The 22,304-nt window shown below is 67.9% G+C and carries 26 protein-coding genes; 7 read left to right on the forward strand and 19 right to left on the reverse strand.

Annotated features, from left to right (window positions below; genetic code table 11):
• Positions 1-468: 468 nt before the first annotated feature.
• Positions 469-1,992 (forward strand): alpha-N-arabinofuranosidase, encoded by a 1,524-nt coding sequence (locus ACLQ28_RS14030; RefSeq protein ID WP_425686684.1) that lies wholly within the window; start codon positions 469-471, stop codon positions 1,990-1,992.
• Between the two features lie 205 nt (positions 1,993-2,197).
• Here ACLQ28_RS14030 and ACLQ28_RS14035 read toward each other — a convergent pair whose 3' ends face one another.
• The 7 genes from ACLQ28_RS14035 to ACLQ28_RS14065 form a co-directional block, all read right to left on the reverse strand.
• Positions 2,198-3,730, reverse strand: coding sequence for an alpha/beta hydrolase-fold protein (locus ACLQ28_RS14035; RefSeq protein WP_425686685.1), 1,533 nt, complete (start codon positions 3,728-3,730; stop codon positions 2,198-2,200).
• A gap of 380 nt (positions 3,731-4,110) precedes the next feature.
• Positions 4,111-5,628: an aldehyde dehydrogenase (NADP(+)) gene (locus ACLQ28_RS14040; protein ID WP_425686686.1), complete on the reverse strand. Its 1,518-nt coding sequence runs from the start codon at positions 5,626-5,628 to the stop codon at positions 4,111-4,113.
• Positions 5,625-6,836 (reverse strand): fumarylacetoacetate hydrolase family protein, encoded by a 1,212-nt coding sequence (locus tag ACLQ28_RS14045; RefSeq protein WP_425686687.1) that lies wholly within the window; start codon positions 6,834-6,836, stop codon positions 5,625-5,627. The genes ACLQ28_RS14040 and ACLQ28_RS14045 overlap by 4 nt, the downstream gene beginning before the upstream one ends.
• Entirely contained in the window at positions 6,833-8,014 is a 1,182-nt protein-coding gene (locus ACLQ28_RS14050; RefSeq protein ID WP_425686688.1) for a mandelate racemase/muconate lactonizing enzyme family protein, read from the reverse strand. Before ACLQ28_RS14050 ends, ACLQ28_RS14045 begins: the two co-directional genes overlap by 4 nt.
• An 8-nt stretch (positions 8,015-8,022) precedes the next feature.
• On the reverse strand, positions 8,023-8,853 hold the full coding sequence (locus tag ACLQ28_RS14055) for a carbohydrate ABC transporter permease (RefSeq protein ID WP_425686689.1): 831 nt from the start codon (positions 8,851-8,853) through the stop codon (positions 8,023-8,025).
• Positions 8,850-9,803 (reverse strand): carbohydrate ABC transporter permease, encoded by a 954-nt coding sequence (locus tag ACLQ28_RS14060; protein WP_425686690.1) that lies wholly within the window; start codon positions 9,801-9,803, stop codon positions 8,850-8,852. Before ACLQ28_RS14060 ends, ACLQ28_RS14055 begins: the two co-directional genes overlap by 4 nt.
• Before the next feature lie 76 nt (positions 9,804-9,879).
• Positions 9,880-11,127: an ABC transporter substrate-binding protein gene (locus ACLQ28_RS14065; RefSeq protein ID WP_425686691.1), complete on the reverse strand. Its 1,248-nt coding sequence runs from the start codon at positions 11,125-11,127 to the stop codon at positions 9,880-9,882.
• 76 nt (positions 11,128-11,203) lie between these two features.
• On the opposite strand from ACLQ28_RS14065, the gene ACLQ28_RS14070 reads away from it, so the two are divergent.
• Positions 11,204-12,103 carry an IclR family transcriptional regulator gene (locus tag ACLQ28_RS14070; protein WP_425686692.1) on the forward strand — a complete coding sequence of 300 codons (900 nt, stop codon included), beginning with the start codon at positions 11,204-11,206 and terminating at the stop codon, positions 12,101-12,103.
• 34 nt (positions 12,104-12,137) lie between these two features.
• Here ACLQ28_RS14070 and ACLQ28_RS14075 read toward each other — a convergent pair whose 3' ends face one another.
• The 6 genes from ACLQ28_RS14075 to aroA all read right to left on the reverse strand — a co-directional run bounded on the left by ACLQ28_RS14075 (position 12,138) and on the right by aroA (position 16,162).
• Positions 12,138-12,686 carry a GNAT family N-acetyltransferase gene (locus ACLQ28_RS14075; protein ID WP_425686693.1) on the reverse strand — a complete coding sequence of 183 codons (549 nt, stop codon included), beginning with the start codon at positions 12,684-12,686 and terminating at the stop codon, positions 12,138-12,140.
• Between the two features lie 175 nt (positions 12,687-12,861).
• Positions 12,862-13,245, reverse strand: a complete 384-nt coding sequence (locus tag ACLQ28_RS14080; RefSeq protein ID WP_425686694.1) for a VOC family protein — start codon at positions 13,243-13,245, stop codon at positions 12,862-12,864.
• A 32-nt stretch (positions 13,246-13,277) separates the two neighbouring features.
• Positions 13,278-13,574 carry a chorismate mutase gene (locus ACLQ28_RS14085; RefSeq protein WP_357102747.1) on the reverse strand — a complete coding sequence of 99 codons (297 nt, stop codon included), beginning with the start codon at positions 13,572-13,574 and terminating at the stop codon, positions 13,278-13,280.
• Complete coding sequence (locus tag ACLQ28_RS14090; RefSeq protein ID WP_425686695.1) at positions 13,571-14,194, reverse strand: hypothetical protein; 624 nt, start codon at positions 14,192-14,194, stop codon at positions 13,571-13,573. The genes ACLQ28_RS14085 and ACLQ28_RS14090 overlap by 4 nt, the downstream gene beginning before the upstream one ends.
• Positions 14,195-14,549: 355 nt before the next feature.
• Positions 14,550-14,777 carry a hypothetical protein gene (locus tag ACLQ28_RS14095; RefSeq protein ID WP_425686696.1) on the reverse strand — a complete coding sequence of 76 codons (228 nt, stop codon included), beginning with the start codon at positions 14,775-14,777 and terminating at the stop codon, positions 14,550-14,552.
• Between the two features lie 74 nt (positions 14,778-14,851).
• Positions 14,852-16,162 (reverse strand): 3-phosphoshikimate 1-carboxyvinyltransferase, encoded by a 1,311-nt coding sequence (aroA, locus tag ACLQ28_RS14100; RefSeq protein WP_425686697.1) that lies wholly within the window; start codon positions 16,160-16,162, stop codon positions 14,852-14,854.
• Between the two features lie 206 nt (positions 16,163-16,368).
• Here aroA and ACLQ28_RS14105 point away from each other — a divergent pair, with 206 nt between their 5' ends.
• Entirely contained in the window at positions 16,369-17,007 is a 639-nt protein-coding gene (locus tag ACLQ28_RS14105) for a DNA alkylation repair protein (protein WP_425686834.1), read from the forward strand.
• Between the two features lie 13 nt (positions 17,008-17,020).
• Here the strand turns inward: ACLQ28_RS14105 and ACLQ28_RS14110 are convergent, their stop codons facing one another.
• Genes ACLQ28_RS14110 through ACLQ28_RS14120 form a run of 3 tightly spaced genes read right to left on the reverse strand, consistent with a single transcriptional unit; the run spans position 17,021 to position 18,459 of the window.
• Positions 17,021-17,746, reverse strand: a complete 726-nt coding sequence (locus tag ACLQ28_RS14110) for a tetratricopeptide repeat protein (protein ID WP_425686698.1) — start codon at positions 17,744-17,746, stop codon at positions 17,021-17,023.
• A gap of 19 nt (positions 17,747-17,765) precedes the next feature.
• The gene (locus ACLQ28_RS14115; RefSeq protein WP_425686699.1) at positions 17,766-17,915 is read right to left on the reverse strand and encodes a hypothetical protein; all 150 of its coding nucleotides are present in this window, start codon (positions 17,913-17,915) and stop codon (positions 17,766-17,768) included.
• Positions 17,916-17,925: 10 nt separating this feature from the next.
• Positions 17,926-18,459 (reverse strand): MarR family winged helix-turn-helix transcriptional regulator, encoded by a 534-nt coding sequence (locus ACLQ28_RS14120; protein WP_425686700.1) that lies wholly within the window; start codon positions 18,457-18,459, stop codon positions 17,926-17,928.
• Between the two features lie 157 nt (positions 18,460-18,616).
• On the opposite strand from ACLQ28_RS14120, the gene ACLQ28_RS14125 reads away from it, so the two are divergent.
• The 4 genes from ACLQ28_RS14125 to ACLQ28_RS14140 all read left to right on the forward strand — a co-directional run bounded on the left by ACLQ28_RS14125 (position 18,617) and on the right by ACLQ28_RS14140 (position 20,832).
• Positions 18,617-19,477: an EamA family transporter gene (locus ACLQ28_RS14125; protein ID WP_425686835.1), complete on the forward strand. Its 861-nt coding sequence runs from the start codon at positions 18,617-18,619 to the stop codon at positions 19,475-19,477.
• A gap of 5 nt (positions 19,478-19,482) precedes the next feature.
• Complete coding sequence (locus ACLQ28_RS14130; RefSeq protein ID WP_425686701.1) at positions 19,483-20,166, forward strand: NAD(P)-dependent oxidoreductase; 684 nt, start codon at positions 19,483-19,485, stop codon at positions 20,164-20,166.
• A gap of 232 nt (positions 20,167-20,398) precedes the next feature.
• Positions 20,399-20,497, forward strand: coding sequence for a hypothetical protein (locus ACLQ28_RS14135; RefSeq protein WP_425686836.1), 99 nt, complete (start codon positions 20,399-20,401; stop codon positions 20,495-20,497).
• Positions 20,479-20,832 (forward strand): hypothetical protein, encoded by a 354-nt coding sequence (locus ACLQ28_RS14140; protein WP_425686702.1) that lies wholly within the window; start codon positions 20,479-20,481, stop codon positions 20,830-20,832. Before ACLQ28_RS14135 ends, ACLQ28_RS14140 begins: the two co-directional genes overlap by 19 nt.
• A 146-nt stretch (positions 20,833-20,978) precedes the next feature.
• Here ACLQ28_RS14140 and ACLQ28_RS14145 read toward each other — a convergent pair whose 3' ends face one another.
• The 3 genes from ACLQ28_RS14145 to ACLQ28_RS14155 all read right to left on the reverse strand — a co-directional run bounded on the left by ACLQ28_RS14145 (position 20,979) and on the right by ACLQ28_RS14155 (position 22,289).
• Positions 20,979-21,278, reverse strand: coding sequence for a putative quinol monooxygenase (locus ACLQ28_RS14145; protein ID WP_425686703.1), 300 nt, complete (start codon positions 21,276-21,278; stop codon positions 20,979-20,981).
• A gap of 175 nt (positions 21,279-21,453) precedes the next feature.
• The gene (locus ACLQ28_RS14150) at positions 21,454-21,930 is read right to left on the reverse strand and encodes a hypothetical protein (RefSeq protein ID WP_425686704.1); all 477 of its coding nucleotides are present in this window, start codon (positions 21,928-21,930) and stop codon (positions 21,454-21,456) included.
• Between the two features lie 2 nt (positions 21,931-21,932).
• On the reverse strand, positions 21,933-22,289 hold the full coding sequence (locus tag ACLQ28_RS14155) for a PadR family transcriptional regulator (protein WP_425686705.1): 357 nt from the start codon (positions 22,287-22,289) through the stop codon (positions 21,933-21,935).
• Positions 22,290-22,304: the final 15 nt, after the last annotated feature.

Consider the following 22,304-nt stretch of genomic DNA (forward strand, 5'->3'; position numbering starts at 1 on the left):
CCGCAACGACGTGTTCATCCGGCCTCATCGGTCACGACGCCCGGTGCTCCTGACCGCGTACACAGACGGCGGCAGGCGGGTGGTGGCGGCGAGGCGGTCTGGGGAGCACGACACCCGATCGGTGCGGCGGCGTGGTTCAGGGCCGCCTGGCCCGAACATTGATCATCGGCGTCGTGTTCCCTTACGTAAACGTAATCGGTAACGTTTACATAGATCGAAAACTTAATCGACGGGCATCGTGATGTCCAGAGGTCGCACCGACCCACCACCCCTCGGTTTCGGCGCTGCTGCGGAGACCTCGGCGCCGGAACCTCGCACGAAGGAGCCAGCCCTGAACCCCCACCTGTACGGAGCGCCGGAGCACCTGGCCGGCACCGAAAGTCCAGCTCTTTGCCGCTACGGGCTGCCGCCCGGGTCCGCACGGGACCGACGGGCCAACCCTGGGCCAACGGTCAGCGGGGTGGTGTCGTGAACACGGCGCACTTGACCCTGGACCCGCGCCGGCGCGTCGCACCGGTGCCACGCAGGCTCTTCGGCTCGTTCGTGGAGCATCTGGGTCGGTGTGTCTACACCGGCATCTACGAGCCAGGGCACCCGACCGCCGACGCGGACGGCTTTCGGGGCGACGTTCTCGCGCTGGTGCGGGAGTTGGGCGTCACCACGGTCCGCTATCCGGGTGGCAACTTCGTCTCCTCCTACCGCTGGGAGGACGGCGTCGGCCCGGTCGACCAACGACCGGCCAGGCTCGACCTCGCCTGGCACAGCCTGGAGACCAACGCGTTCGGGCTCGACGAATTCATGCGCTGGCTCGGCAAGGCCGACGTCGAGCCGATCATGGCGGTCAACCTCGGCACCCGCGGCACCGCCGAGGCCGTCGACCTCCTGGAGTACGCCAATCACCGCGGTGGGAGTCACCTCGCCGACCAGCGCCGCGACAACGGCGCGACCGACCCGTACGGGATCAGGCTGTGGTGCCTCGGCAACGAGATGGACGGCCCGTGGCAGGTGGGTGCGCGGACCGCACCCGAGTATGGGCGTCTCGCCGCGCAGACCGCGAAGGCGATGCGCCGGTTCGATCCCGATCTCGAACTCATCGCCTGCGGCTCGTCGCACTATGGCATGCCCACGTTCGGCACCTGGGAACGCGACGTGCTGACCGAGGCGTACGACGACGTCGACCTGATCTCGCTGCACGCCTACTATCAGCCGGTCGACGACGACCTGCCCAGCTTCCTCGCCTCTGCCGAGGACATGGACAGGTACATCGACTCCGTCACCGCCATCGCCGACTCCGTCGGGGCGATCCGGAAGTCGACCAAGAAGATCATGATTGCGTTCGACGAGTGGAACGTCTGGTATCAGTCCGCCGCACCGTCCACGCCACCGAGCGGCGAGGACTGGCCGGTCGCACCGCCGCTGCTCGAGGATCACTACAGCGTGGCAGACGCCGTCGTCGTCGGCGGCCTGCTCATCAGCCTGCTCCGGCACAGCGACCGGGTGACTGCGGCATGCCAGGCCCAACTGGTCAACGTCATCGCACCGATCATGACCGAACCGGGTGGCTCGGCCTGGCGCCAGACCATCTTCCACCCCTTCGCCCGCACCGCCCAGCACGCCCGGGGGGCGGTGCTCGACGTGCTCCGCGCCGGCAGCACGACGACCACCGACCGCTACGGCGAGGTCGACGCCGTCGACGCGGTCTCCACCTGGGACGAGAGCACCGGAGAGATGACCGTGTTCCTCGTCAACCGCGTCACGGACACCCCTGCCGAGGTGACCGTCGACGTCAGCGGTGCCCAGGTGACCGGGATCGTCGAGTGCGTCACGGTCGGTGGCACCGACCTTGGTGCCAAGAACACGCCCGACGGCCCGGACCACGCGGCGCCGCGCCCCAACGGCACAGCGCAACAGGCCGGCGCCGGTGTCCGGCTGACGCTTCCACCCGCGTCCTGGAGCATGCTGCGGTTGAAGGCCACGGAAGCGACAGCGTGATCGGCTGACCGACCGTCGGTCACCTCCGCCAGGGCGGATGCGATAGTGAGCGATATACCTCAGAGTCATATTCATACCTCTGAGGTATATCGCTCAACAGCACATCGACAGGGCAGACAGCCAAAACGGATGGCGAGCGTCCTTCGCTGCGCCCGCAGCCCCGTCTTGAGTTAGGACTTACTCGTCTAGGCCGTGAGACCTGGAATTACCGGCCGGCGACCGGCGTGCTCTCGGATTCGTTGAAGAGCTTGTCACCCTGGTAGCGGGCGACGACCGGACCGTCCAGATCGCCGTGGACGGTCTTCTTCAGCTGGGCGACACCGTTGTGCACCGATGCCGACCCGAGGAGCGTGTCACCGGCGTAGAAGTCGACAGTGCCGGAGGGAGCGGCGGTGGTGGTGCTGACGGCACCAACCGTCGCCGTAGCGGTGACCTTGTTGTTGTGCGAGGCGCCTGCCGGTGCCGTCGTGACGTCGAGCCCGGTCGTGGTCGAACGGAACGTCAGGGTCCGCAGGTAGTGGTCCAGCAGGGGGCGCCAGACGTGCCAGGTGTGCACGCCGGGCACGTTGTACTCGTCCAGTTCGACGCCGGCAGCCCGCAGGGCGGCAGCGTTGCGCTGCGAGTTCTCGGCGATGTTGCCCAGGCGATCCTGGAGCCCGGCGCCGATCATGATGCCGCCGGCCACCGCCTTCATGCTGTCGATCTGCTCCTGGGTGGCGGCCGGTCCGCCCGCGCTCCAGGCGGCGTGGTAGCCGAACAGGTCGGTGTGGTCGTACATGAGGGTGTAGGCCCGGCTGCCACCGGCCGAGAAGCCCGCGAACGCGCGGTCCTGCGGGCGGGCGGAGACGTGGTAGTTCTGCTCGACGAACGGGAAGATGTTGTTGCGCAGTTCGTTGACATAGCCCTCGTTGCCGCCGGGCAGGCCGTTGAAGTCAGTGGACACGATCACCATCGGCTCCACGGCACGATCCTTGATCGCGTTCTCCAGGATGAGGTGGGCCACGCCCTGCATCGTCCAGGCCGTCGAGTGGTCACCGCTGCCGTGGCTCAGGTAGAGCGTCGGGTACGGCGTAGCCCGGTTGGGGTCGTAGCCGTGCGGCAGGTAGACGACGATGTCGTGCACGCCAACCGGGTTGGTCGACAGCGGCGAAGTGTACCGCCGGGACTCCAACCGGCCGATCTTTGCGACCGGCGCCTGGTAGTCGGTGTCGTACGTCGGGAACTTCTTGCTCTCCGGGACGAAGATCGTGCTGCGTACCGCCCCGGGTGCTCCCGGGTACTGCGGCTGGAGCTGCCACCGGTTCGCGGGGTCGTCGTACAGGGTGCAGCCGGTGGCGAGTTCGTTGGTGCAGTCGTGGGTGAACGCGTAGCGGAAGGTGCCCGCCGGCAGCGGCGTGGTGAACGTCCACACCCCGTCGGGGCCCTTCTGCATGGCCTGGGTGTGCCACGCGGTGGCCGCGACGTCGCCGGGCTGCCACTCGGCAGGTGGCCGTGCGTCGCCACAGTCCTGGCAGGTGATGTTCTCCGGCCGGGAGTAGAACCAGTCGCCGTAGATGTGGACCTGCTGGACATCCGCGGGCGCCCGGTACGTGAAGGTGACCGTGTACCCGGTCGGCGCTTTGTCGGTGCGGGTGACGGTCGGGCCCAGGGGTGCGGGCGGGGCGGGCGGCGCAGCCGATGCCGCCGGAACGGCGACCGTTCCGGCCGCGACGGTGATGGCGGCGAGCAGTGCGAGCATCAGCCGGCGCCTCGGCGCCGACCTCAGGGGACGGGGAATTGCAACGGGCATGTACCTGCTCCCTCTTCGGTGTGTGGGTCAGACCGCGTCAGCGGCGACCGACAATTCGTTGGTGAGGCGAACGAATACCACCGGGCGATGCCGCGCTGTGAGCGCTAACATCGCTTCCTGTCGAAAACACAATCATCTATTACGTCGGCCAGTCAAGACGAAGCGGGCATTTATTTCGACAGGTTGCAGGGAATGCAATAGGGACGCGTTTCAGCGGCGCCAGCAGTTGCTGGCGCCGCTGATGCAGCTATCTTAAATTCGTTGAGCGATCGCCGAGTCGACCGACCCTGACCAGGAAATACGGCCGGGAGCGACCTACCAGCGCGCGACTATTCCGCCCCTGAAACCAATCTCCCATCGACCCGTCGGAGAATGGCGGTGTAGTCGTCGCGCAACTCCTCGGGAAGGATCCAAACTGGCGCGTCCTGCCACGCCAGAGGGCGAAGGAATCGCCGGATCGACGTGGCGCCGACCGAGGTGTGCACGTTGTTTGTCGACGGCCAGGGCCCACCATGGTGCTGGGCCCACGACACGCGGACACCCGTGGGATAGCCGTCGAAGACGATGCGACCCGAGCGGCCGGCGAGCACGTCGACAAGCCCGCGGACGACACTGGCGTCGTCGTCCGGTCCGCGATGGATCGAGCCGGTCAGCGACGGTGCGACGGTCGCCAACACGGCGTCGAGTTCGGCGACATCGTCATACCGGACCACGACCATGAGTGGACCGAAGCACTCGTCGGCAATCTCGGTGGTCAGGCCCGACAGACCGACCTCCAGGAGCATCGGTGCGACGGTGAAGCCCGCGCCGGGGTCGACCTCGGGCCGAGCCGAGACGTGAGCACCGGCCCGCTCGAACGCCGCAGCCTGCTCCTCGTAAGCGTCACGGATGCGTTCGTTGAGCAGGACCGAACCGCCCGAGGCGGCGACCCTCCCCCGCAGCGCCTCGACCAGGCGGTCGGCGCCCGGATTCGATGGGATGAACGCCAGCCCCGGCTTGGTGCACAGCTGACCGCCCGAGCCCGTGAACGAGGCGAACAGCCCCTCGGCGATCTGGTCGCCCCGGTCGGCTGCCGCGCCGGGCAGGACGACGATCGGGTTCACGCTGCTCAGTTCGGCGTACAGGGGAATGGGATCAGGTCGCTCGTCGATGGCAGCCTGGATGGCGCGGGCGGCCCCGACGGAGCCTGTCAAGGCGGCCGCACGGATCGCGGGGTGGCGCACCAGCGAGCGGCCAGCCTGCTCCCCGTACACGGTCGCGATCACACCATCGGGCCCGCCCAGGTCGCGGATGGCCGACTCGATCGCCTCGGCGGAGGCGTGCGAGGTCAGCGGGTGGGACGGGTGAGCCTTCAGGACCGTGGGGCAGCCCGCCGCGAGCGCAGCGGCGGTGTCGCCCCCGGCGACCGAGAAGGCGAACGGGAAGTTGCTGGCACCGAAGACGGCGACCGGCCCGAGGGGTACGAGCATGCGCCGCAGGTCCGGGCCGCGCCCGAGCGGTGTGTCCGCGGCATGGTCGATTGCCGCCTCGACGTACTCTCCGTCGCGCAGCACCTCGCCGAACATCCGGAACTGGACCGCTGCTCGCGTGAGCTCCCCGTCGAGTCGCGCGTGACTCAGACCGGTCTCCGCCTCGGCGGCCGCGACCAGGTCCACGCGACGGGACTCCAGGGACGCCGCGATCGCGTCCAACAATTCTGCTCTGCCGAGTCGCCCCAGGCCGGCCAGCCACTGCGCCGCCTGGGACGCTTGGCCGGCAATCGCCTCCAGCCGAGACTCGTCCGTCTCGGTGAGATCCGTCGCGCGACGTTGGCCGTCGCGCGGATCAACCGTGTTCACCACGTTCACAGCAGTTCTCTCCTCGCCAGATTGCTCATCAGATCGCGGACGCCGAACTGCCAGGGCTCGCACTCCTCGGCATGGCGCACGCGATTGACCAGGGTGCCGAGCGCCGGGCAGCTGATCCGCACCACGTCGTCGACCTTGTGGGTGAAGCCCTCACCGGGGCGGTCGCGGTCCTGAATGGGCGCGAACATCGTGCCGAGCATCAGGGCAGCGCCGTCGGGATAGCGGTGGTGCGGGCCGATCAGCTGCCGCACCAGCGCCTCCGGGTCGCGCGACATCTGGGTCATCTCCGAGACCGCCTCCAGATGGAAACCGTCCGAGCCGCGGACCTCCAGACCCACCTCCAGCTCGCGCACCTGTTCCATGCCGAACCGCTCGTCGAACAGCCGGATCAGCGGACCGAGCGCGCACGAGGCGTTGTTGTCCTTCGCCAGGGGAAGCAGGAGCGCCGAGCGGCCCTCCACATCGCGCAGGTTCACGTCGTTGCCGAGGGTGGCGCCGACGACCCGGCCGCTGGACTGGACGATGAGCACGACCTCGGGCTCCGGGTTGTTCCAGGTCGACGCGGCAAGCACGCCGACCGGAACGGCGGTGCCGACGGCAGAGAGGATCTGCCCCTTGGTGAAGATCTCCGCGTCCGGTCCGATCCCCACCTCCAGGTACTGACTCCACAAGCCCTCGGCGACCAGCAGATCCTTGAGCCTCTCCGCCTCAGCCGAGCCCGGAGCCAGGCTGTGCAGGTCGGCACCGATGTCGGCGAGCATCCGGCTACGGAGGTCTGCCGCGAGCGCCAGGTCTCCCCGTGCCCGTTCCTCGATGACGCGTTCGATCAGCGAAACAGGGAAGGTCACGCCGGCGGCCTTGAGTGCCTGGAGGTCGACCGGGGCGAGCAACCAGGGCCGGTTGTGGTCCCGGGTCGCGGCACCGGTGTTGGCCAGTATCTCCGCGAATCCGCCCACCCGCGGCCCGTCGAGCCCGGCGACCGTCGTGGCGGGGTCGGGCAGCTCGCAGATGTCCCGGACGGTCGAGAACCGCTGGCTGAGGTCGATGACCTCGCCGCCTCGAACGACCACCGGTGTGGGGCCGCCGACGGCCGGGTCCCAGATCCGCCCGATGAGGACGCTGTGGTCGGCGGCGTCCGGCAGTGCCTCGGCACCGGTCCCGAACCAGTCCGCATCGGCGGCCAGCCCTCGGGGCTGTGGCACCGTCATGAGCTGCTCTCCAGGTTGAAGAAGGACCGCTCGTCGCGAGGACGAATGTCGTAGACGGAGTCGCGGAACATCCGGAGCGGATGCGGTGTGAACGGGTGCTGCTCGATCGCGGCGAGATCCACCTCGATGCCCAGTCCCACCCCGGTCGGGATGAGCACGTCACCGTCAGCGGTCAGAACCAGCCGCTCGTTGGTGATCTCGGAGCGCCAGGGCACGTCCGTCGCCATGATCTCCAGGTACCGGAAGTTGGGCAGCGTCGCCCCAAGTTGCAGCGTCGCCGCCGTGCTGAGCGGACCACTCGGGTTGTGCGGCGCGAAACCCACGTAGCTGGTCGCCGCGAGCGTCGAGATGAAGGCCAGCTCTGCGATCCCGCCGGCGTGCGTCACATCGGGTTGGACGAAGTCGACCGCCTGACGGGCAAGCGCCGGCGCGAAGCCCTGCCGCCCGAACCACCGCTCCCCAGCGGCGATGGGCACGGGCGAGGCGCGGCGGATGTCGACAAGTGCGTCGAGGTTGTCCGGAGGGCACGGCTCCTCGAACCACACCGGGTCGAACTGGGCGATCTCCTTCGCGACCTTGATCGCGTGACGGACGTCGAACCGGCCGTGCCCCTCGATGAACAGTTCGACATCGCGACCCACCGCGCCACGGACGGCGTCGATCTGCGCGAGCACCCGGTCCAACTGCTGGGTGGTGATGGTGAGGTCGTAGTTCTCGAACGGGTCCCACTTGAGGCCGCGGAACCCGGACTCCACCGTGGCGCGGGCGGCGGACGCATAGTCCTCGGGCGTGACCGCTCCGGAGAACCAGCCGTTCGCGTACGCGCGCACCCGATCCCGGATCGCACCGCCGAGGAGCCGAGAGACCGGGACGCCGAGGTCCCGCGCCGAGATGTCCCACAGGGCCATCTCCAGCGAGCTCAACGCGGTCATGATGACCGGCCCGCCGCGCCAGTACCAGTCTCGCGCGGTCTCGTAGAGGATCTTCGAGATGCTGGTGGGATCCAGGCCTACGACCGCTTCGGCCAGCTCGGCGATCGCACCCTGGACGGCGCGTTCCTTACCTTCCAGGGTGGCCTCGCCGAGCCCGACGATCCCCTCGTCGGTGTGGACGCGCACGATGACGATGTTCGTGCGGTAGAAGTCGACGACCAACGTGTCGACGGCGGTGATTTTCATCTTTCGGCTCAACCCTTCACCGCACCGGCGGTCATGCCGGACACCACGTACTTCTGCACCAACAGGTAGAAGGCGACGGCAGGCAGCGTGAACAGGAAGGCGACGGCCATCACCGTCTGGATCGGCGTACCCAACTCGCCGATGAAGTTCGCGATGCCGACGGAGGCCGGCTGCAGGCCCGGATCGAAGATGAACGTCACCGCGAACACGTACTCGTTCCAGGCGTGGAAGAAGGCGATGACCGCGGTCGCCGCGATCGACGGGGCGATCAGCGGCACGTTGATGCGGGTCAGGATGGTAAAGGGTCGGGCGCCGTCAGCACGCGCGGCTTCCTCCAGCTCCTTCGGGATTCCGTCGATGGCGCCCTTGAGGATCAGCGCGACGATCGGCAGAACGAAGGCGGAGTTCACGAGGATGAGGCCGGCCAGCGAGTCGAGCAGTTCGAAACGGCGAAACAGCGCGAACAGCGGGACGACCATGAGCGCCTCGGGAAGCATCTGCGTGAACAGCAGCACGACGGTCACCAGGGCCTTGCCACCGAACGAGAACCGGGACAGCGCATAGCCGAGCGGGATGCCCAGGCCGACGGAGAGGACCATCGTGCCGACGGCGATGATCAGGCTGTTGAGCAGCCACCCGCCCGCCTTGCCCTCGGCCAACGCGTCGACGAAGACCCCGAATTGGCCGAGGTCCGGCGTGAGCCGGGGCCGATCGGCGAAGAGGTCGCTGTTGCTGGTCAGCGCGGTGACGAACATCCAGTACAGCGGGAACACCGCGACGCCCAGTACGACGAGCACGGCGACGATCCGTGCGGTGACCCCGAAACGGAAGCGCCTCATCGGACGTCCCCCTTCTCCACGGCACGAGCGACCAGGCGGCTGCCGATGATGACGATGAGCGAGATGACGACGCCGACCATTCCGATGGCCGCCGCCGATCCGAGTTCCTTAGAGTCGAATGCCTGCGAGTAGAGGTCGATGACGAGCGTCTCGGTGGCACCGACCGGCCCGCCCTTGGTCATCAGCCAGATCAGCTCGAACCGCCGCAGCGACCAGATGGTCATCAGCAGGGCCAACAGTCCCACGGTCGGCTTGATGACCTGCCAGGTGACGGCGCGGAAGGTTGCCCATCGCCCTGCGCCGTCCATGTGCGCGGCCTCGTTGAGCTCCGCAGGAACAGACTGCAGCGCGGAGAGCAGCACCACCGAGGTGAACGGGAACAGCTGCCAGATGGTCGTCGCGAGCACCGCCGGAAGCGCGTAGCGGGAGCTGTCCAGGATGGCGCCACCCGGCACGCCGAGCCCCACCGCATCGAGGAAGCGGTTCACGATGCCGTACTGCGCGTTGAGCATCCAGGTGGCGATGAGCGCGACCGCGATGCCCGGAGCGGCCCAGGGGACGGTCACGAGCGCCCGTGCCACGCCACGACCCCGAAACTTCTTGTTGAGCAGGAGCGCGACGACGAGCCCGGCGCCGATGGCGACGACAACGCAGGTGATCACGTAGACGATGGTGATCAGCAGGGTGCGGTGGAATTCAGGGTCGCCGAAGATGCGGTTGTAGTTGTCGAGCCCTACCCAATCGCTCTTGGTCGGGTTGAGCAGTCTCGTCCGGGTGAAGCTGAGGTACACCTCTTGTAGGAGGGGTATCGCCTGGAAGACGAGGATGAACAGGGCGGCGGGGGCCAGGAACAGGTATGGCGTCCACTTGCTGCCCAGCGGGCTGGGCCGTCGCCGGGCCCCGGCTCGAGGTGTTGTCTTCGGTGCTCCGGTCTGCTCGACCACAGTCATCGGGTTTGATCCTTCGGGAGGAAGGACGCTGCCGGCGCACGGATCGTCACGCCGGCAGCGTCGCCTTGTCGAGCTGTCAGCGGACCAGTTCGGTCGCCTGCTGCTGGGCGCGATCCAGCGCCGACTTGAGGTCGGTCTTGCCCTGCAGTGCCGCGACCACGTTCTGCACGACCACCTTGCGGATGTCCGGCGTCTTGGCCTCGAACCCCAGCACGATCTGCGGGAGGCTGGTCTCAGTGAGTCCGTCGAAGACGGGGAGGAACGGGGTCGCCTTGAGCGTCTCCGCGCTGCGCTGCGTAGTGGTAGCCACACTGCTCGCGCCGAGGATCTCCTGCAGCTTGACCTGGTTCTGCGGCTCCAGCGCCCACTTGATGAAGGTGCCGGCCTCGTCCTTGCCCTCGCTCGCCTCGTTGACCACGATTGGCGCGAGGATCGTGCCCTGCTTGCGGACCGGGAACGGGATGGGCGCGACGGTGAAGTTCAGCTTCGCGTTCTGGCCACGCGTGGCCGTCACGTAGCCGCCGTTGTTGAGCTCCATCCCGACCTTGCCCTCGGCGAACATCCGCCGGAACGTCGCCGCGTCCGCTCCGCGCGGGATCACGTTCGCGTCGTACAGGTCCTTGAACGCCTGCAGGCCCTTGAGGTTCTCGGGCGAGTTGATCGTCAGGTTCTTGCCGTCGGACCACGCGCCGCCGAAGCCGTAGACGTAGTTGAAGATGTCCTGCCAGACGCCGGCCTCCTCGGCCTCGGTCTGACGGAACGCCAGGCCGAAAACGTCGCCCTTGGTCAGCGACTTCGCGGTGGAGGCGAACTGCTCGTAGGTGGTCGGCGGCTTCGGGATCAGGTCCGCGTTGTAGAACATCGCGTAGTTCGACGCTTCGAAGATGATGCCGTGCCGAACACCGTCGTGGACCATGAACTGGTCCGGCTGCTTGAGCAGGTCGTACTTGCTGACATCGACAAGCTTGTCCAGCGGTGCGACGAGGCCGGCGTCCGAGGCGGCCTCGAACTCGGGCATGTCGAAGCGGACCAGGTCAGGCCCCTTGCCGCTGCCCATCTGGGTGAGCACCGTCTGGCCGAAGGTCGGGTACGGCACCGCCGCGGCGGAGACCTGCACCTTGTCCTGGCTCGCGTTGAACTCATCGAGCCACTTTGTCAGCAGGGGCCCACGGCCCGGGTCGCCGAAGGTAGAGGCGGCGAAGGTCAGTTTGGTGACACCGTCACCGGAATCGCCGTCGGAGCCACAACCGGTCAAGAGAGTGGCGACCAAGCCGAGGGCACATGTCGCCCTGGCGAGGCCGAGAATAGCGCGCTGGTTACCCATCGTTACTCCACTGTTACGAGTCCGAGTCGTCCGGATGAAATTGCAACGATCGTAGCGCCATGTGCAACGAAGTCAAGTGGCGGTTGCGCATCGCGTCAACTACATTGCATCTACTGCAACGGATGCGACGCGCATCCGTCGCGCGAGGGGAGACACAGCCTTGGCGCAATCGATTCGCCGCGCGATCGACCTCATCCGTCGATCGGCCGAGCACCCGCTGTCGCTCACAGAGGCGGCGGACGTGCTCGACGTCCACAAGTCCACGGCCCTGCGGATCCTCCAGACACTGGAATCCGCGCGCTTCGTACGCCGGACCGGCGCAGGCACCTATGTGCTCGGCAGCGGGTTGATCGAGCTGTCCGAGCTTGCGCTTGGCTCGATGGACCTGCGCCAGTTCGCCGCCGCACACCTACGTGCGCTGCAACGCGAGACCAGCCACACCGTGCACCTGGCGCAACTGACCGGCGATGAGATCATTTATATTGACAAGGTGGACAGTCCGGCGTTCGACGCCGTGAAGCTGCCGTCCCGGGTAGGGCGCGCCGTGTCGATCTACGCGAGCGCCGTCGGCAAGACGATCCTGGCCTACCTGCCTCCGGGGGAACGCGACCGTCTCCTCTCCCACGTCGTCTTCGAGAGGTTCACCGACAGCACGTTGGCCGACCACGACTCCCTCGAAGCCGCACTCGCCCAGATCCGCCAAGACGGCTGGGCCGCGGACAACGGCGAGCACGACGCCTACGTGATGTGCATAGCCGCGCCGATCAGGGACTCGCGTGGGCTGGTCATCGCCGCCGCCTCGATAACGGCGATCGAAGTCATCGCAAGTCTCGACCAACTGAAGAGCAACCTTCCGCTTCTACTGGAGACCGCGAACCAGATCTCGCGTGAACTCGGCTACACACCTCCGTCCTCCGCGAACCTGATCGGTTCCGATGCCGGCCGACCAACCCCAGCCGACGAACCAGGAGATTGAGCGACGGAGCAGCAGGGACGTCGTACCCCGTCCGTTACTGCCCGGAGGTCGCTGGCGCGGTCCAATACCACGTCTCGAGCAGCTTCGGCTGCCCCAGTCCGTTCACCCTCTCGACGAGGGCGTCGTCGCCAAGGACGTAGCCGGCGGACTGGGCGACCCCCTGCGAGGGCACATTGCCCTGCACGATGCCGAGCCGCAGCCGCGAGAAGCCGAGCTTTTCGTGGCAGAACTCCGTCATCAGCCGCAGGGACCGCGACGCCAGGCCCCGGCCACGGTGTGCCGGGCCGATGGCGTACCCCAACACCCCGCTTGCCACGTGGAGAGCGACGAGGCCGAGCGGCTCCCCTCCGTCGCGCGTCACGGCCAGGTCGACGATGCGCTGCGCACGGCGCTGCCGGATTCTGACCAGGAAGGCGTCCGCGTCGAACGGAGAGGGGATGTCGGTGTTCGCGGCCATGTCATCCGCGTCGAACAACTGCCGCATGAACGGCGTATCGGAGTCAGCCCATTCCCGTAGCACCACCCCCTCCCCGGTCAGCAGAAGAGGAGAGGCGGTCGGATCATTTGTCGATGCAGAGCCCACACGACATCTTTACACGGGAGCTGCCACATTCTTCGTCGGGTCACCCTTCATCGAGGGCTTCAATTGAATTTTCCGCCCCGGTGTCTCTTTCTGATTCGAGCGGTCACAGGAATAGCCATTTGACGATTCTTCTCCGGCAGAGATTCTCCGCCCGACTCGGGACGCCGCGGCCCGATCACGCGACGCAGAACTCGTTGCCCTCAGGGTCCTGCATGACAACGTGGCCGAGGACGTCGCCGTACCATTCCTCGCGGACCACTGTCGCACCGGCGGCAACCAGCTCGGGCACTCGCTGTCGGATCAGTCGAGCACGCTCGACCATGTCCCGCGGACCCGGACCGGCGACCCGAATATCAATATGCACCCGGTTCTTGGCGGACTTTCCCTCGGGCACCCTCAGGAATGCGATAGCCGGACCACGGCCACCAGGGTCGATGATGGACGCGTTGTCGGGCTCGTCGAAGCCAGGCTCCCTGACATAGCCCAGGGCCAGCGCCCAGAAGGCGGAGATCCGCTGAGGATCGTCGGCATCGAACCCCAAGGTCCAGAAGGTCGCCATGGCAACAACGTACGCGAGCCGTGCCGGAGCGCTCAGGCTCCGGTGAGCCGGTGGTGCTCGTCGGTCTCCAGGTCGATGAATGCCTGGATCATGCCCCGGTAGATCCGCTCGATCAGGTCCGGGTCCGCGCCGGCCTCGTTCGCCAGCGCCCGCACCCGGGCCACCACCTGCGCCACCCGGTCCGGCGCACGGACCGCCTGCCGGTCGCCCTTGAGCGGGGCCGCGCGCCGAACCAGGGCCTCCCGCCGGGCGAGCAGCCCGACGAGCTCACCGTCGAGCTCGTCGATCCGGGCGCGGATCTCGGTCAGCGCCGACGCCGCCTCCGTCATGCCGGAATTCCTGGCACGGACGACCGCTGGCCTCCGTGGCTCGCGACCAACGCGTCTGCCACGATCTCGGCGTCCGCCTGCGCGACGTCCGCTGGGTACTCCGGCAGGAGGTCGTCCCAGATGACCAGCCACGACCCGTACAGCTGGGTCTGCCCCTCGGGTCGGGCGAAGAACCACACGTGCAGGTGCGCGCCACCATCTCCGACCCGATAGACGTGGGCCCGCGAGACGTGCGGCAACGCCTGGATGTGGCGGACGATGCGAGTGCTCAACAACCCCAGCTCGGCGGCCATGTCGTCGGGCAGATCCGCCATGTCGTAGTGGTCGCGTGGATACAGCATGAGCAGCAGCGGAACGCCCACTCCGGAAATCCGGGCCAGCCGCCAGTGCTCGTTGAACCAGATTCCTTCGTCCCGGTCGCGGCAGGCGTCGCAGTCGGACGGATCCTCGCCGTGCCGCGCAGGCTCCGGGAGCACCGGCGGACGCAACGGCGCCACGCGCAGCCCGGCCGGGTCGAATGGGCTGATGTCCCATCCGGTCATGTCCGCCAACGGAAGCCGGCGCTCGCCGTCCGCGGCGGCGACTGCGTGGTCATAGAACTCGTCCGGTCGCAAAGCCATGCGGCGAGACTAGTCCGACGAGATCCACGCCGGGGAACCACTTCCCGGCGGCGAGGGAATGGATCCCCCCTCGGGAGGGATCGATTCTGCTCCCTGGTCGACGACCGTGGAGGTCACGCAGGGCCGCGGCGAAGCGGCCCGGATCGGGAGGACGACCATGCGTCGAGCATTCGGATGGGGCATCGCCGCAGTGGCGATGGTAGTTACGGCGACGGCGGCTGAGGCCGCGGGGATTACACAGTGCGGCACGCCCAGTTGACGGCGCCGCCGGACGGCGACTGACCTGACCAGGGGTAACCGGAGCACGGCGGGGCGAGAGGGCCGCCCCGCCGTGGCGCGTCCCGAACCAGCGTCCTCAGCGCTGGCCGTGTGGCGCGGACGCCACCCGGCCTGCTCGACCGCCGCCACCCGAGCGCTTGAGCAGGACCGCCCCGCCCGCGACGAAGGCGATGCTGAGCACCACCCCGACGAGATTGCCCTCGGGCAGGGTGCCGAAGAACATCAGAATGCCCACGATGATTGCCACTCCGCCGAGAAGTCGCATGAAGTAACCGCCGACGGACTTGGCTCGTTCATCCGCCATGGCCTTTCTTGTGCCCGTCGCCCGAGCACCCCAAACGGCGTCGACCGCGGCGGCCTGCTGGAGCATCTCGGTGCTCAGACGCGGCTTAGTCCCGAGTCGAGTGGCATGTCCCAGCCGCGAGCCAGGGCTGCGAATTCCTCATGGAACTGCGGGAAGGTCTTGTCGACGCAGGACGGTTCGTCAAACTCGATGCCCGGCGTACGGAGGCCGGTCACGCTCATGCTCATCGCGATACGGTGATCAGAGCGGGTCTGCACCAGCGCTCCCGTCGGAGTCCCCGGGTCGACCTCGAGCCAGTCGGGACCCGAGCGGGTGGATATGCCGCAGGCAGTGAGCGCGGTGGTGATCGCGTCGATGCGATCCGACTCCTTGACCCGACAGTTCGCCACATCGGTGATGCGGGTCGGCGCGTCGGCGAACGGCGCGATGGCAGCCAGGGTCATCATGGTGTCGCTGATGTCGCGCATGGCTACCGTGCCTGGCGAACGCAGCTGCGCCGGGCCGGTGACGGTGACGCTGCTGTCATCGACGTCAACCCGGCAGCCCATCGTCGGCAGAATCTCCGTGGCGAACCGGAGATCGCCCTGGCGCGACCGCCGGCCGAGGCCCGGCACCGTCACGGTGTTTCCCGTGACGGCGGCAGCGGCGAAGAAGTACGACGCCGTCGACGCGTCCGGCTCGATCCGATACTCCTGAGCCCGGTAGGTGCCGGGCGGGATGGTGATCGTGGAATCCTCCCAACTGGACTCGACTCCGAACTGGCGCATCATCGCCAACGTGAGATGGACGTAAGGCGCGGAAACGGGATTGCGTGCCTGCACCCTGAGGCCGTTACGCATCGCCGGCGCCGACAGGCACAGCGCCGACAGGTACTGGCTGGAGAGGCTCGCATCCACCTCGATCGTGCCGCCGGCGACGTGTGCGCCGTGCACGACCCACGGCAGGCTGTCCCCGGGGGCGGCGTCGACCCGGACACCGAGGCCCCGAAGTGCCGTCATCAGGGGCGCCATGGGGCGTGCACGCATCTGCGCGCTGCCGTCGATCACATAGCGCCCGCGTCCCAACGCTGCCAGGGCCGGCACGAACCTCGCCGCAGTGCCCGAGTCGTTACACCACACCGTCGCCTCCGTGGTCGGCGGACCGGCCGGATCACCGGTCACGGTCCACACCTCAGGCTCGCGGGTCACCGGAAACCCGAGGCTGTCGAGGCCCTTGGCGAAAGCCACCGTGTCGGCTGCGGCCAGCGGGGCCACGAGACGGGTGGTCCCCTCGGCCAGAGCTGCGATGAGCAGGGCTCTCGCCATGATCGACTTCGAGCCGGGAACGCGCGCGACTACCTCGCGGGGTGCAGAACTCATGCAACGCTCTCCTGGCTCGCCGGGCATGGCACCACCAGATTAATCAGACCGCTCAGCGCGCCTCCTGCTCAGTCGGCCGCAGTCCCAGACGGCGGGTCTGCTGTCGGTGGCTGCCGCCGAGTCGGCTCGTGCGGCAGGTTGCCCATTTCCGTCGTAAGGTGCACGTCACACGTGATGGGTTGGAGGTTGCGGTGGTCGCGACGACGCGGACCGACGCGACGGTGGCTGAGGTGATGGCCGAGCTCGCCGGACTTGAGGACTCGAAGATCCGCGAGGTGAACGCGAGACACGGTGACGATCACGGTGTCAACCTCGGCAAGCTTCGCGCGCTCGCCAAGCGGCTGAAGACGCAGCAGGACCTCGCGTGCCGGCTCTGGGAGACAGATGAGACCGCGGCGAGACTGCTGGCGGTCTTGATCTGCCGCCCCAGGGCATTCGAGCGTGACGAACTGGACGTCATGCTGCGCGAGGCGCGCGCACCCAAGGTGCACGACTGGCTCGTGAACTACATCGTGAAGAAGAACCCGTACGCCGAAGAACTGCGACTGGCCTGGCTCGTCGATCCGGATCCCGTGGTGGCGAGTGCTGGCTGGGCGCTGACCACCGAACGTGTGGCGAAGAAGCCCGAGAGCCTGGACCTGCCACAACTGCTCGACGTCATCGAGACGGAGATGAAAGACGCCCCGGGTCGCCTGCAGTGGGCGATGAACCACTGCCTGGCTCAGATCGGGATCGAGCATGCCGAGCACCGCGCTCGTGCGATCGACATCGGCGAACGCCTGGAGGTCCTCAAGGACTACCCGACGTCCCCGGGCTGCACGTCGCCGTTCGCGCCCATCTGGATCAGCGAGATGGTCCGCCGAGCACGGTAAGGAGCCCGTCGCGTCAGTGGTCGTCGTCGAACGCCGCACGCGGTTCGAGACGCTGGCCCAGCGCGTACTCCTCGGCGAAGCCGGCCGGGCCCAGCGCCTCGACCACGACCGTGCGCACGGCGGCCAGGTCGGCCGCGTCATCGGGATCCGGCACCTGGCCCAGCGCCGCGAACGCGGCGTCCGTGACGGCGACCATCCGCGCTGCCCGCGCGTGGTTGCCCTCGGCCGACGCGAGCGCGGCACCCGCCAGACAGACATAGGGTACGAAGTCGGCCCAGCCGTGCTGGAAGACCCGCTCGCGGCTCACGGCGAACAACTCCCTCGCCACCTTGAGGTTGCCGAGCCCCAGTTCGCAGAACGCGAGGTTGTGCGTCTCCGAGTTGACGGCCGTGGGCTGGCCCAGAGCCTCATTGAGCGCGATGCTCTCCTGGTAGAGCACCCGCGCACGGGTCAGGTCGCCGGACATCCGAGCCACGGCGGCCAGCACGTGCCGGGGCCGCTCCTCCAGGCTCCAATCGCCGGAGCGCAGAGCGACCATGAGCGCCTCTTGAGCGCGCGCCGCACCGGCAGACAGATCACCCCGGCGGATGGCGACCCGGGCGAGGCTGTACCGGGCTTCCACCTCTCCTGCCGGGTCGCTGGCCGCCGCTGCCCTGACGATCTCGGCCTCGCTCATTCGCACCACAGCGGCGGTCTCGCCCCGACGGAAGGCCGAACGAACATCGTCGCTGAAACTCATCTCTGGTTCCCTCCCTGCCTCACGCGTCCCCGCCGCTGGTGTTGAACGCGATGGCGGCCCGGGGCGCATGGCGGCGGATCCGGTTCACGACCTGCTCGAAGAGCGGAAGCAACTGCTCGGTCTTGCGGATCCCGCCGCCGACAACCACGACATCGGCCGAGCAGGGCATCGATCGAACATCAAGGAGCGCTGTGGTCTGATCGTCGGGGACGCGCATCCGTTGGGGTGTCGCCGAGCGCGGTCAGCATCGTCCGCAGCAGTCCTGCCAGTTGCTCCTGCTCGTCCGGGCGCAGTGCGCCGATCAGCCGTGCTTCGTTGGCGACGTGATCGCTCATGGCCTTGTCGACGACGTCGCGGCCGAGATCCGTCAGGGTGATCAGGACGCTACGGCGGTTCGTGGGATCGGTCTCGCGGCGGACCAGGGATCGCGCCTCCAGCCGGTCGATCCGGTTGGTGATGGCCCCCGAGGTGATCATCGAGGTGGCCGCGAGATCGCCCGCCGTCAGCCGGTACGGGGGGCCCGAACGCAGCAGCGTGGCGAGAAGGTCGAACTCCCAGGTCTGTAGCCCCCGAGTGGCGAAGTGTTCGCTCAGCCCGCGTTCCAGCAATCGCGACGCCCGCTGGATGCGGCCGACCACGCCCATCGGGCTCGCGTCGAGGTCCGGTCGCTCGGCCCGCCACTGGTCCAGGATCCGGTCCAGGCTGTCCGCCATCTCTCTCCTCAACGTTGAACTGTTTGACGCCAAGATATCAGCCGTGATTTCATCTCAACCTCAAACAGTTCAACGTTGAGAGGTTCCTGTGCTCGAAACCCATCCCCGCCAGGAGGCCGTCGTCCGGTCCGGTCGCGTTGCGACGAGCGACTGGGCGATCACTGGGCTCGCCTCGCTCGCACCCGTGACCTGGGGCACCACGTATCTGGTCACCACGCAGTGGCTGCCCCCTGACCGGCCGCTCCTCTCCGGTGTGCTCCGCGCGCTGCCGGCCGGGCTCATCGCTCTTCTGATCGCCAGACGGCTGCCAGACGGCGTCTGGTGGTGGCGCGCGGCCGTGCTGGGCGCGCTCAACATCGGGGCGTTCTTCGTGCTCCTGTTCGTGGCGGCGTACCGGCTGCCGGGCGGCGTCGCGGCCACGCTCTCGGCGGCGCAACCGCTCATCGTCGCCGGGCTGGCCGTGGCCCTGCTCGGAGAGCGGCCGAGCCGGTGGCGTCTCGGCTGGGGTCTCGTGGGTCTGGTCGGGATCGCGGTCATGGTTCTGCGCGGCCGGCTGGGCTTCGATCCGATCGGACTCGCGGCCGGCTTCGCCGGCACCGCCGTCATGGCCGCCGGGACCGTGTTGACCAAGCGGTGGGGGCGACCGCCCGGTGTCGGCGTGCTGGCCTTCACCGGCTGGCAACTCACCGCCGGTGGGCTGCTGATCGCCCCGCTCGCCCTGGCCGTCGAGGGCCTGCCGCCCAGGCTGGACGCCCCCGCCCTGGGCGGCTACGCCTGGCTGTCCCTGGTCGGGACCGGTCTGGCCTACACGCTGTGGTTCACCGGATTGGCGCACCTGCCCGTCACGGCCATGTCGTTCCTCCCACTGCTGTCGCCCATCGTCGCCGCCGTCCTGGGCTGGTTGGTCCTCGGGCAGTCCCTCACCGCCACCCAACTCCTCGGCTTCGGCCTGGCCCTGGTCTCCATCTCCGCCGCACAACTGGACCCGACCAAGCAACTACTCGCAGGAAAGAGCTGACAATCATGCGCATCACCGTTTTCGGGGCCGCCGGCAGCACCGGGAGTCGGATCGTCGCCGAGGCCCTGAGTCGTGGCCACGACGTCACGGCTGTCCTACGGGACCCAGGCAGGCTCACCCAACTGCCGCCGGCCGCGATCCACCGGGTCGGCGACGCCTCCGACGTCGACAGCGTCGTCGAGCTGAGTGCCAGCCAGGACGTCGTGGTCACCGCGACCCGTCCGGCGACCGGGTACGAGCACGAACTCGCCGCCGTCGCGAAGTCGCTGCTCGCCGGGCTGGCCCGCGCCGGCGCACGGCTGCTCGCCGTCGGCGGCGCGGGCAGTCTCACCGTGCCGGGTTCGGACGGCAGGCTCGTGGTCGACGATCCGGCGTACGTACCGCCAGCCTGGCGAGCGATCGCCCTCGCCTGCAACGACCAGCTCGCCGTGTTCCGCGCGTGCACCGACATGGAGTGGACCTACCTCAGCCCTCCCGCGATCCTTCAGCCGGGTGAGCGCACCGGCTCCTACCGACTCGGTGCCGACGAGTTGCTGGTCGACTCGGCGGGCACCTCCACCATCTCCAGCGAGGACTTCGCCGTGGCGCTGCTGGACGAGGTCGAACGGCCCCGCCACCGGCGTACCAGGTTCACCGTGGCGCGGACGTTCGAGCGTCTCGCGTCACCTACCGAAGCTGCGGACCGGTAGCCGGCGCCTGGCGCGGCTGCCGGGTCGGTATGACACGGGCGGTACGGATAACCGCACCCATACCGTTCGGGCCACCCGGATGTCCGTGTCGCCGCCGGCGCCGAGGCTGGAACGCATGGACAACGTGGTGGAACTTGACGGGGTGACCCGCATCTACGGCTCGCGCCGCCGGCAGGTCGCCGCTCTTCGCAACGTCTCACTCGTGGTGTCGGCCGGCACGTTCGTGGCGGTGATGGGCGCGACCGGGTCGGGCAAGAGCACCTTGCTGCAGTGCGCGGCCGGGTCCGGCTGGTCGGCCAGGACGTCACTCGAATGCGCGAAGGTGCGCTGACCCGGCTGCGCCGCGACCGGGTGGATTTCGTCTTCCAGTCGTACAACCTGCTGTCGGAACTGGTCCCGGTACTGCTGGAAGCCGTGCCAGCCAGCGGTCTGAGTGGGCTCGCCGGTCAGGAACTCGCCGGTCGAGATGTCGAGAGCGCGACCACCAACCGAGGCGACGATCCGCGCGATAACTGCCAGAACGTCGTCGCCGCCTCCACGCACGTACAACATGATCGAATCAACGGGGTCGTGCGACCCGATGTTGAGCTCGATGTGCCACGTCGGGCCGACCAGGCGCCCCCACTCAGGATCGGAGAGGTCGAGGTCCCGGAGGTTGTCCCGTAACCACCGCCGGACGTCCGGCCCGGTGCCCAACGGCGGCGGATTGAAGTCCTCCGAAATCTGGTCGACCGACCTGGCGTCGGCCGGGGCGTGGAAGATAAGAACGTCCCAACTCATGGCGTCCTCCGGCGTGCTCGCTCAAATAGGGCTTACAAGCCCAGGCCTCCCCGCACGGTTACCTCCTGGCTGGTGAACTCCCCCGTGAGCATCGGCATGGCCTTGCCGATTGCCGCCTTGGTTTCGGGAAGCTGCAGGGAGGCGTCGTGCTTCTCCTTGCTCTGCCACACCTCGCTCACCCAGATCGTGACGTCGTCGGTGTCCGAGACGCTCACGACATACAGGTCGCATCCGGCCTCGCGCAGGCCGTCAACGCCGCTCAGCAGGATGTCCACGACGTCATCCCGGCGACCCGGCTTGGTCTTCATCGATCCGATGTAGCCGTACGCCACAGCAACTCCCTGGCGAGGCGGCGAGCTGATCACGTTCAGACGAGCGTTGGAGAGCGGCTCGCAACGGTGCACGATTTCTGCGGCTCCGAGCCTACTTGTTGCCGATGAGCGCCCACGATCTCACCGTGGAACTGGCCGTCACGGGTGGCGGACCGGCGGAAGGGCAGCTGCGGCGTCAGCCGGCCAGATCGTCGCCTGCGCTGTGCCTGCGGCGATCGCTCGCGTCTTGCAGGATGCCCGCGACGACGGCGGCCACCGCCGAGAGAAGGGTGAGCAGCAACGCCGGCGCGACGACACCTGTGATGTCCTCGCCGGTGCCGCGCGCCAGCACCATGACCGTGACGATCGCCGCCACCAGCAGGCCACCGGTGGCCAGCGCGAGGTACTTGACGATCCTGAAGACGTTGGTGGCATTCCTGATCATGGTCCACCTCGCAAGGTCCGTCGCGCGCTCCCGGATGATGCCCGCGAACGTTTCGGTGAAGATCCAGAGGATGAAGGCGCTCTGTCCACGGCCCTCGGCCCCGGCCCGTTCACGGCAGAGGTCGCTGAACGTCTGCTCCATGCTGTCGGCGAAGCGTTCGCGGTACGGCCTCGGATAGAGACCGAGCAGCCTTCGGTACCAGCGCCGATATCGTGCCTGTCCGTCCATGGTCAGACACCCATTGCCTTGGGGATGAGGGAGCGCTCATGGGCGACCGCCACGACCTGGCGGTATCGCTGCAACTCGGCCGCGAGGGTCTGTTGACCGAGCGCGGTGATGCCGTAGTAGACGCGGCGCTCATCGTCCAGGTTCGGGTCGATCTTTTTGTCGCTCTCGCGGATCAGGCCCGCTTCGGTCATCCGGCGGATCGAGCCATAGAGCGTTCCTGGCCCCATCTTGACTTTTCCCCGCGAGTCGGACTCGACCTGTTTCATGATCCCGTAGCCGTGGCGGTCCTGGGTCGAGAGCACGAGCAGGATGTGCAGCACCGCAGGGGTGAGGGGCCCGCCGGTTCTGGTGCTCGCCATGAACCGACACTATAT

Source organism: Micromonospora sp. DT201 (assembly GCF_049841575.1).
Taxonomy (GTDB): Bacteria; Actinomycetota; Actinomycetes; order Mycobacteriales; family Micromonosporaceae; genus Micromonospora.

Excerpts from the sequence above, each read along its gene's own strand:
- ACLQ28_RS14035 (WP_425686685.1), bottom strand. The coding sequence starts at position 3,730 with ATGCTCGCACTGCTCGCCGCCATCACCGTCGCGGCCGGAACGGTCGCC.
- ACLQ28_RS14045 (WP_425686687.1), bottom strand. The coding sequence starts at position 6,836 with ATGACGGTGCCACAGCCCCGAGGGCTGGCCGCCGATGCGGACTGGTTC.
- ACLQ28_RS14050 (WP_425686688.1), bottom strand. The coding sequence starts at position 8,014 with ATGAAAATCACCGCCGTCGACACGTTGGTCGTCGACTTCTACCGCACG.
- ACLQ28_RS14055 (WP_425686689.1), bottom strand. The coding sequence starts at position 8,853 with ATGAGGCGCTTCCGTTTCGGGGTCACCGCACGGATCGTCGCCGTGCTC.
- ACLQ28_RS14060 (WP_425686690.1), bottom strand. The coding sequence starts at position 9,803 with ATGACTGTGGTCGAGCAGACCGGAGCACCGAAGACAACACCTCGAGCC.
- ACLQ28_RS14065 (WP_425686691.1), bottom strand. The coding sequence starts at position 11,127 with ATGGGTAACCAGCGCGCTATTCTCGGCCTCGCCAGGGCGACATGTGCC.
- ACLQ28_RS14080 (WP_425686694.1), bottom strand. The coding sequence starts at position 13,245 with ATGGCGACCTTCTGGACCTTGGGGTTCGATGCCGACGATCCTCAGCGG.
- ACLQ28_RS14085 (WP_357102747.1), bottom strand. The coding sequence starts at position 13,574 with ATGACGGAGGCGGCGTCGGCGCTGACCGAGATCCGCGCCCGGATCGAC.
- ACLQ28_RS14090 (WP_425686695.1), bottom strand. The coding sequence starts at position 14,194 with ATGGCTTTGCGACCGGACGAGTTCTATGACCACGCAGTCGCCGCCGCG.
- ACLQ28_RS14095 (WP_425686696.1), bottom strand. The coding sequence starts at position 14,777 with ATGGCGGATGAACGAGCCAAGTCCGTCGGCGGTTACTTCATGCGACTT.
- aroA (WP_425686697.1), bottom strand. The coding sequence starts at position 16,162 with ATGCCCGGCGAGCCAGGAGAGCGTTGCATGAGTTCTGCACCCCGCGAG.
- ACLQ28_RS14105 (WP_425686834.1), top strand. The coding sequence starts at position 16,369 with ATGGCCGAGCTCGCCGGACTTGAGGACTCGAAGATCCGCGAGGTGAAC.
- ACLQ28_RS14110 (WP_425686698.1), bottom strand. The coding sequence starts at position 17,746 with ATGAGTTTCAGCGACGATGTTCGTTCGGCCTTCCGTCGGGGCGAGACC.
- ACLQ28_RS14115 (WP_425686699.1), bottom strand. The coding sequence starts at position 17,915 with ATGCCCTGCTCGGCCGATGTCGTGGTTGTCGGCGGCGGGATCCGCAAG.
- ACLQ28_RS14120 (WP_425686700.1), bottom strand. The coding sequence starts at position 18,459 with ATGGCGGACAGCCTGGACCGGATCCTGGACCAGTGGCGGGCCGAGCGA.
- ACLQ28_RS14130 (WP_425686701.1), top strand. The coding sequence starts at position 19,483 with ATGCGCATCACCGTTTTCGGGGCCGCCGGCAGCACCGGGAGTCGGATC.
- ACLQ28_RS14135 (WP_425686836.1), top strand. The coding sequence starts at position 20,399 with ATGGGCGCGACCGGGTCGGGCAAGAGCACCTTGCTGCAGTGCGCGGCC.
- ACLQ28_RS14140 (WP_425686702.1), top strand. The coding sequence starts at position 20,479 with ATGCGCGAAGGTGCGCTGACCCGGCTGCGCCGCGACCGGGTGGATTTC.
- ACLQ28_RS14150 (WP_425686704.1), bottom strand. The coding sequence starts at position 21,930 with ATGGACGGACAGGCACGATATCGGCGCTGGTACCGAAGGCTGCTCGGT.
- ACLQ28_RS14155 (WP_425686705.1), bottom strand. The coding sequence starts at position 22,289 with ATGGCGAGCACCAGAACCGGCGGGCCCCTCACCCCTGCGGTGCTGCAC.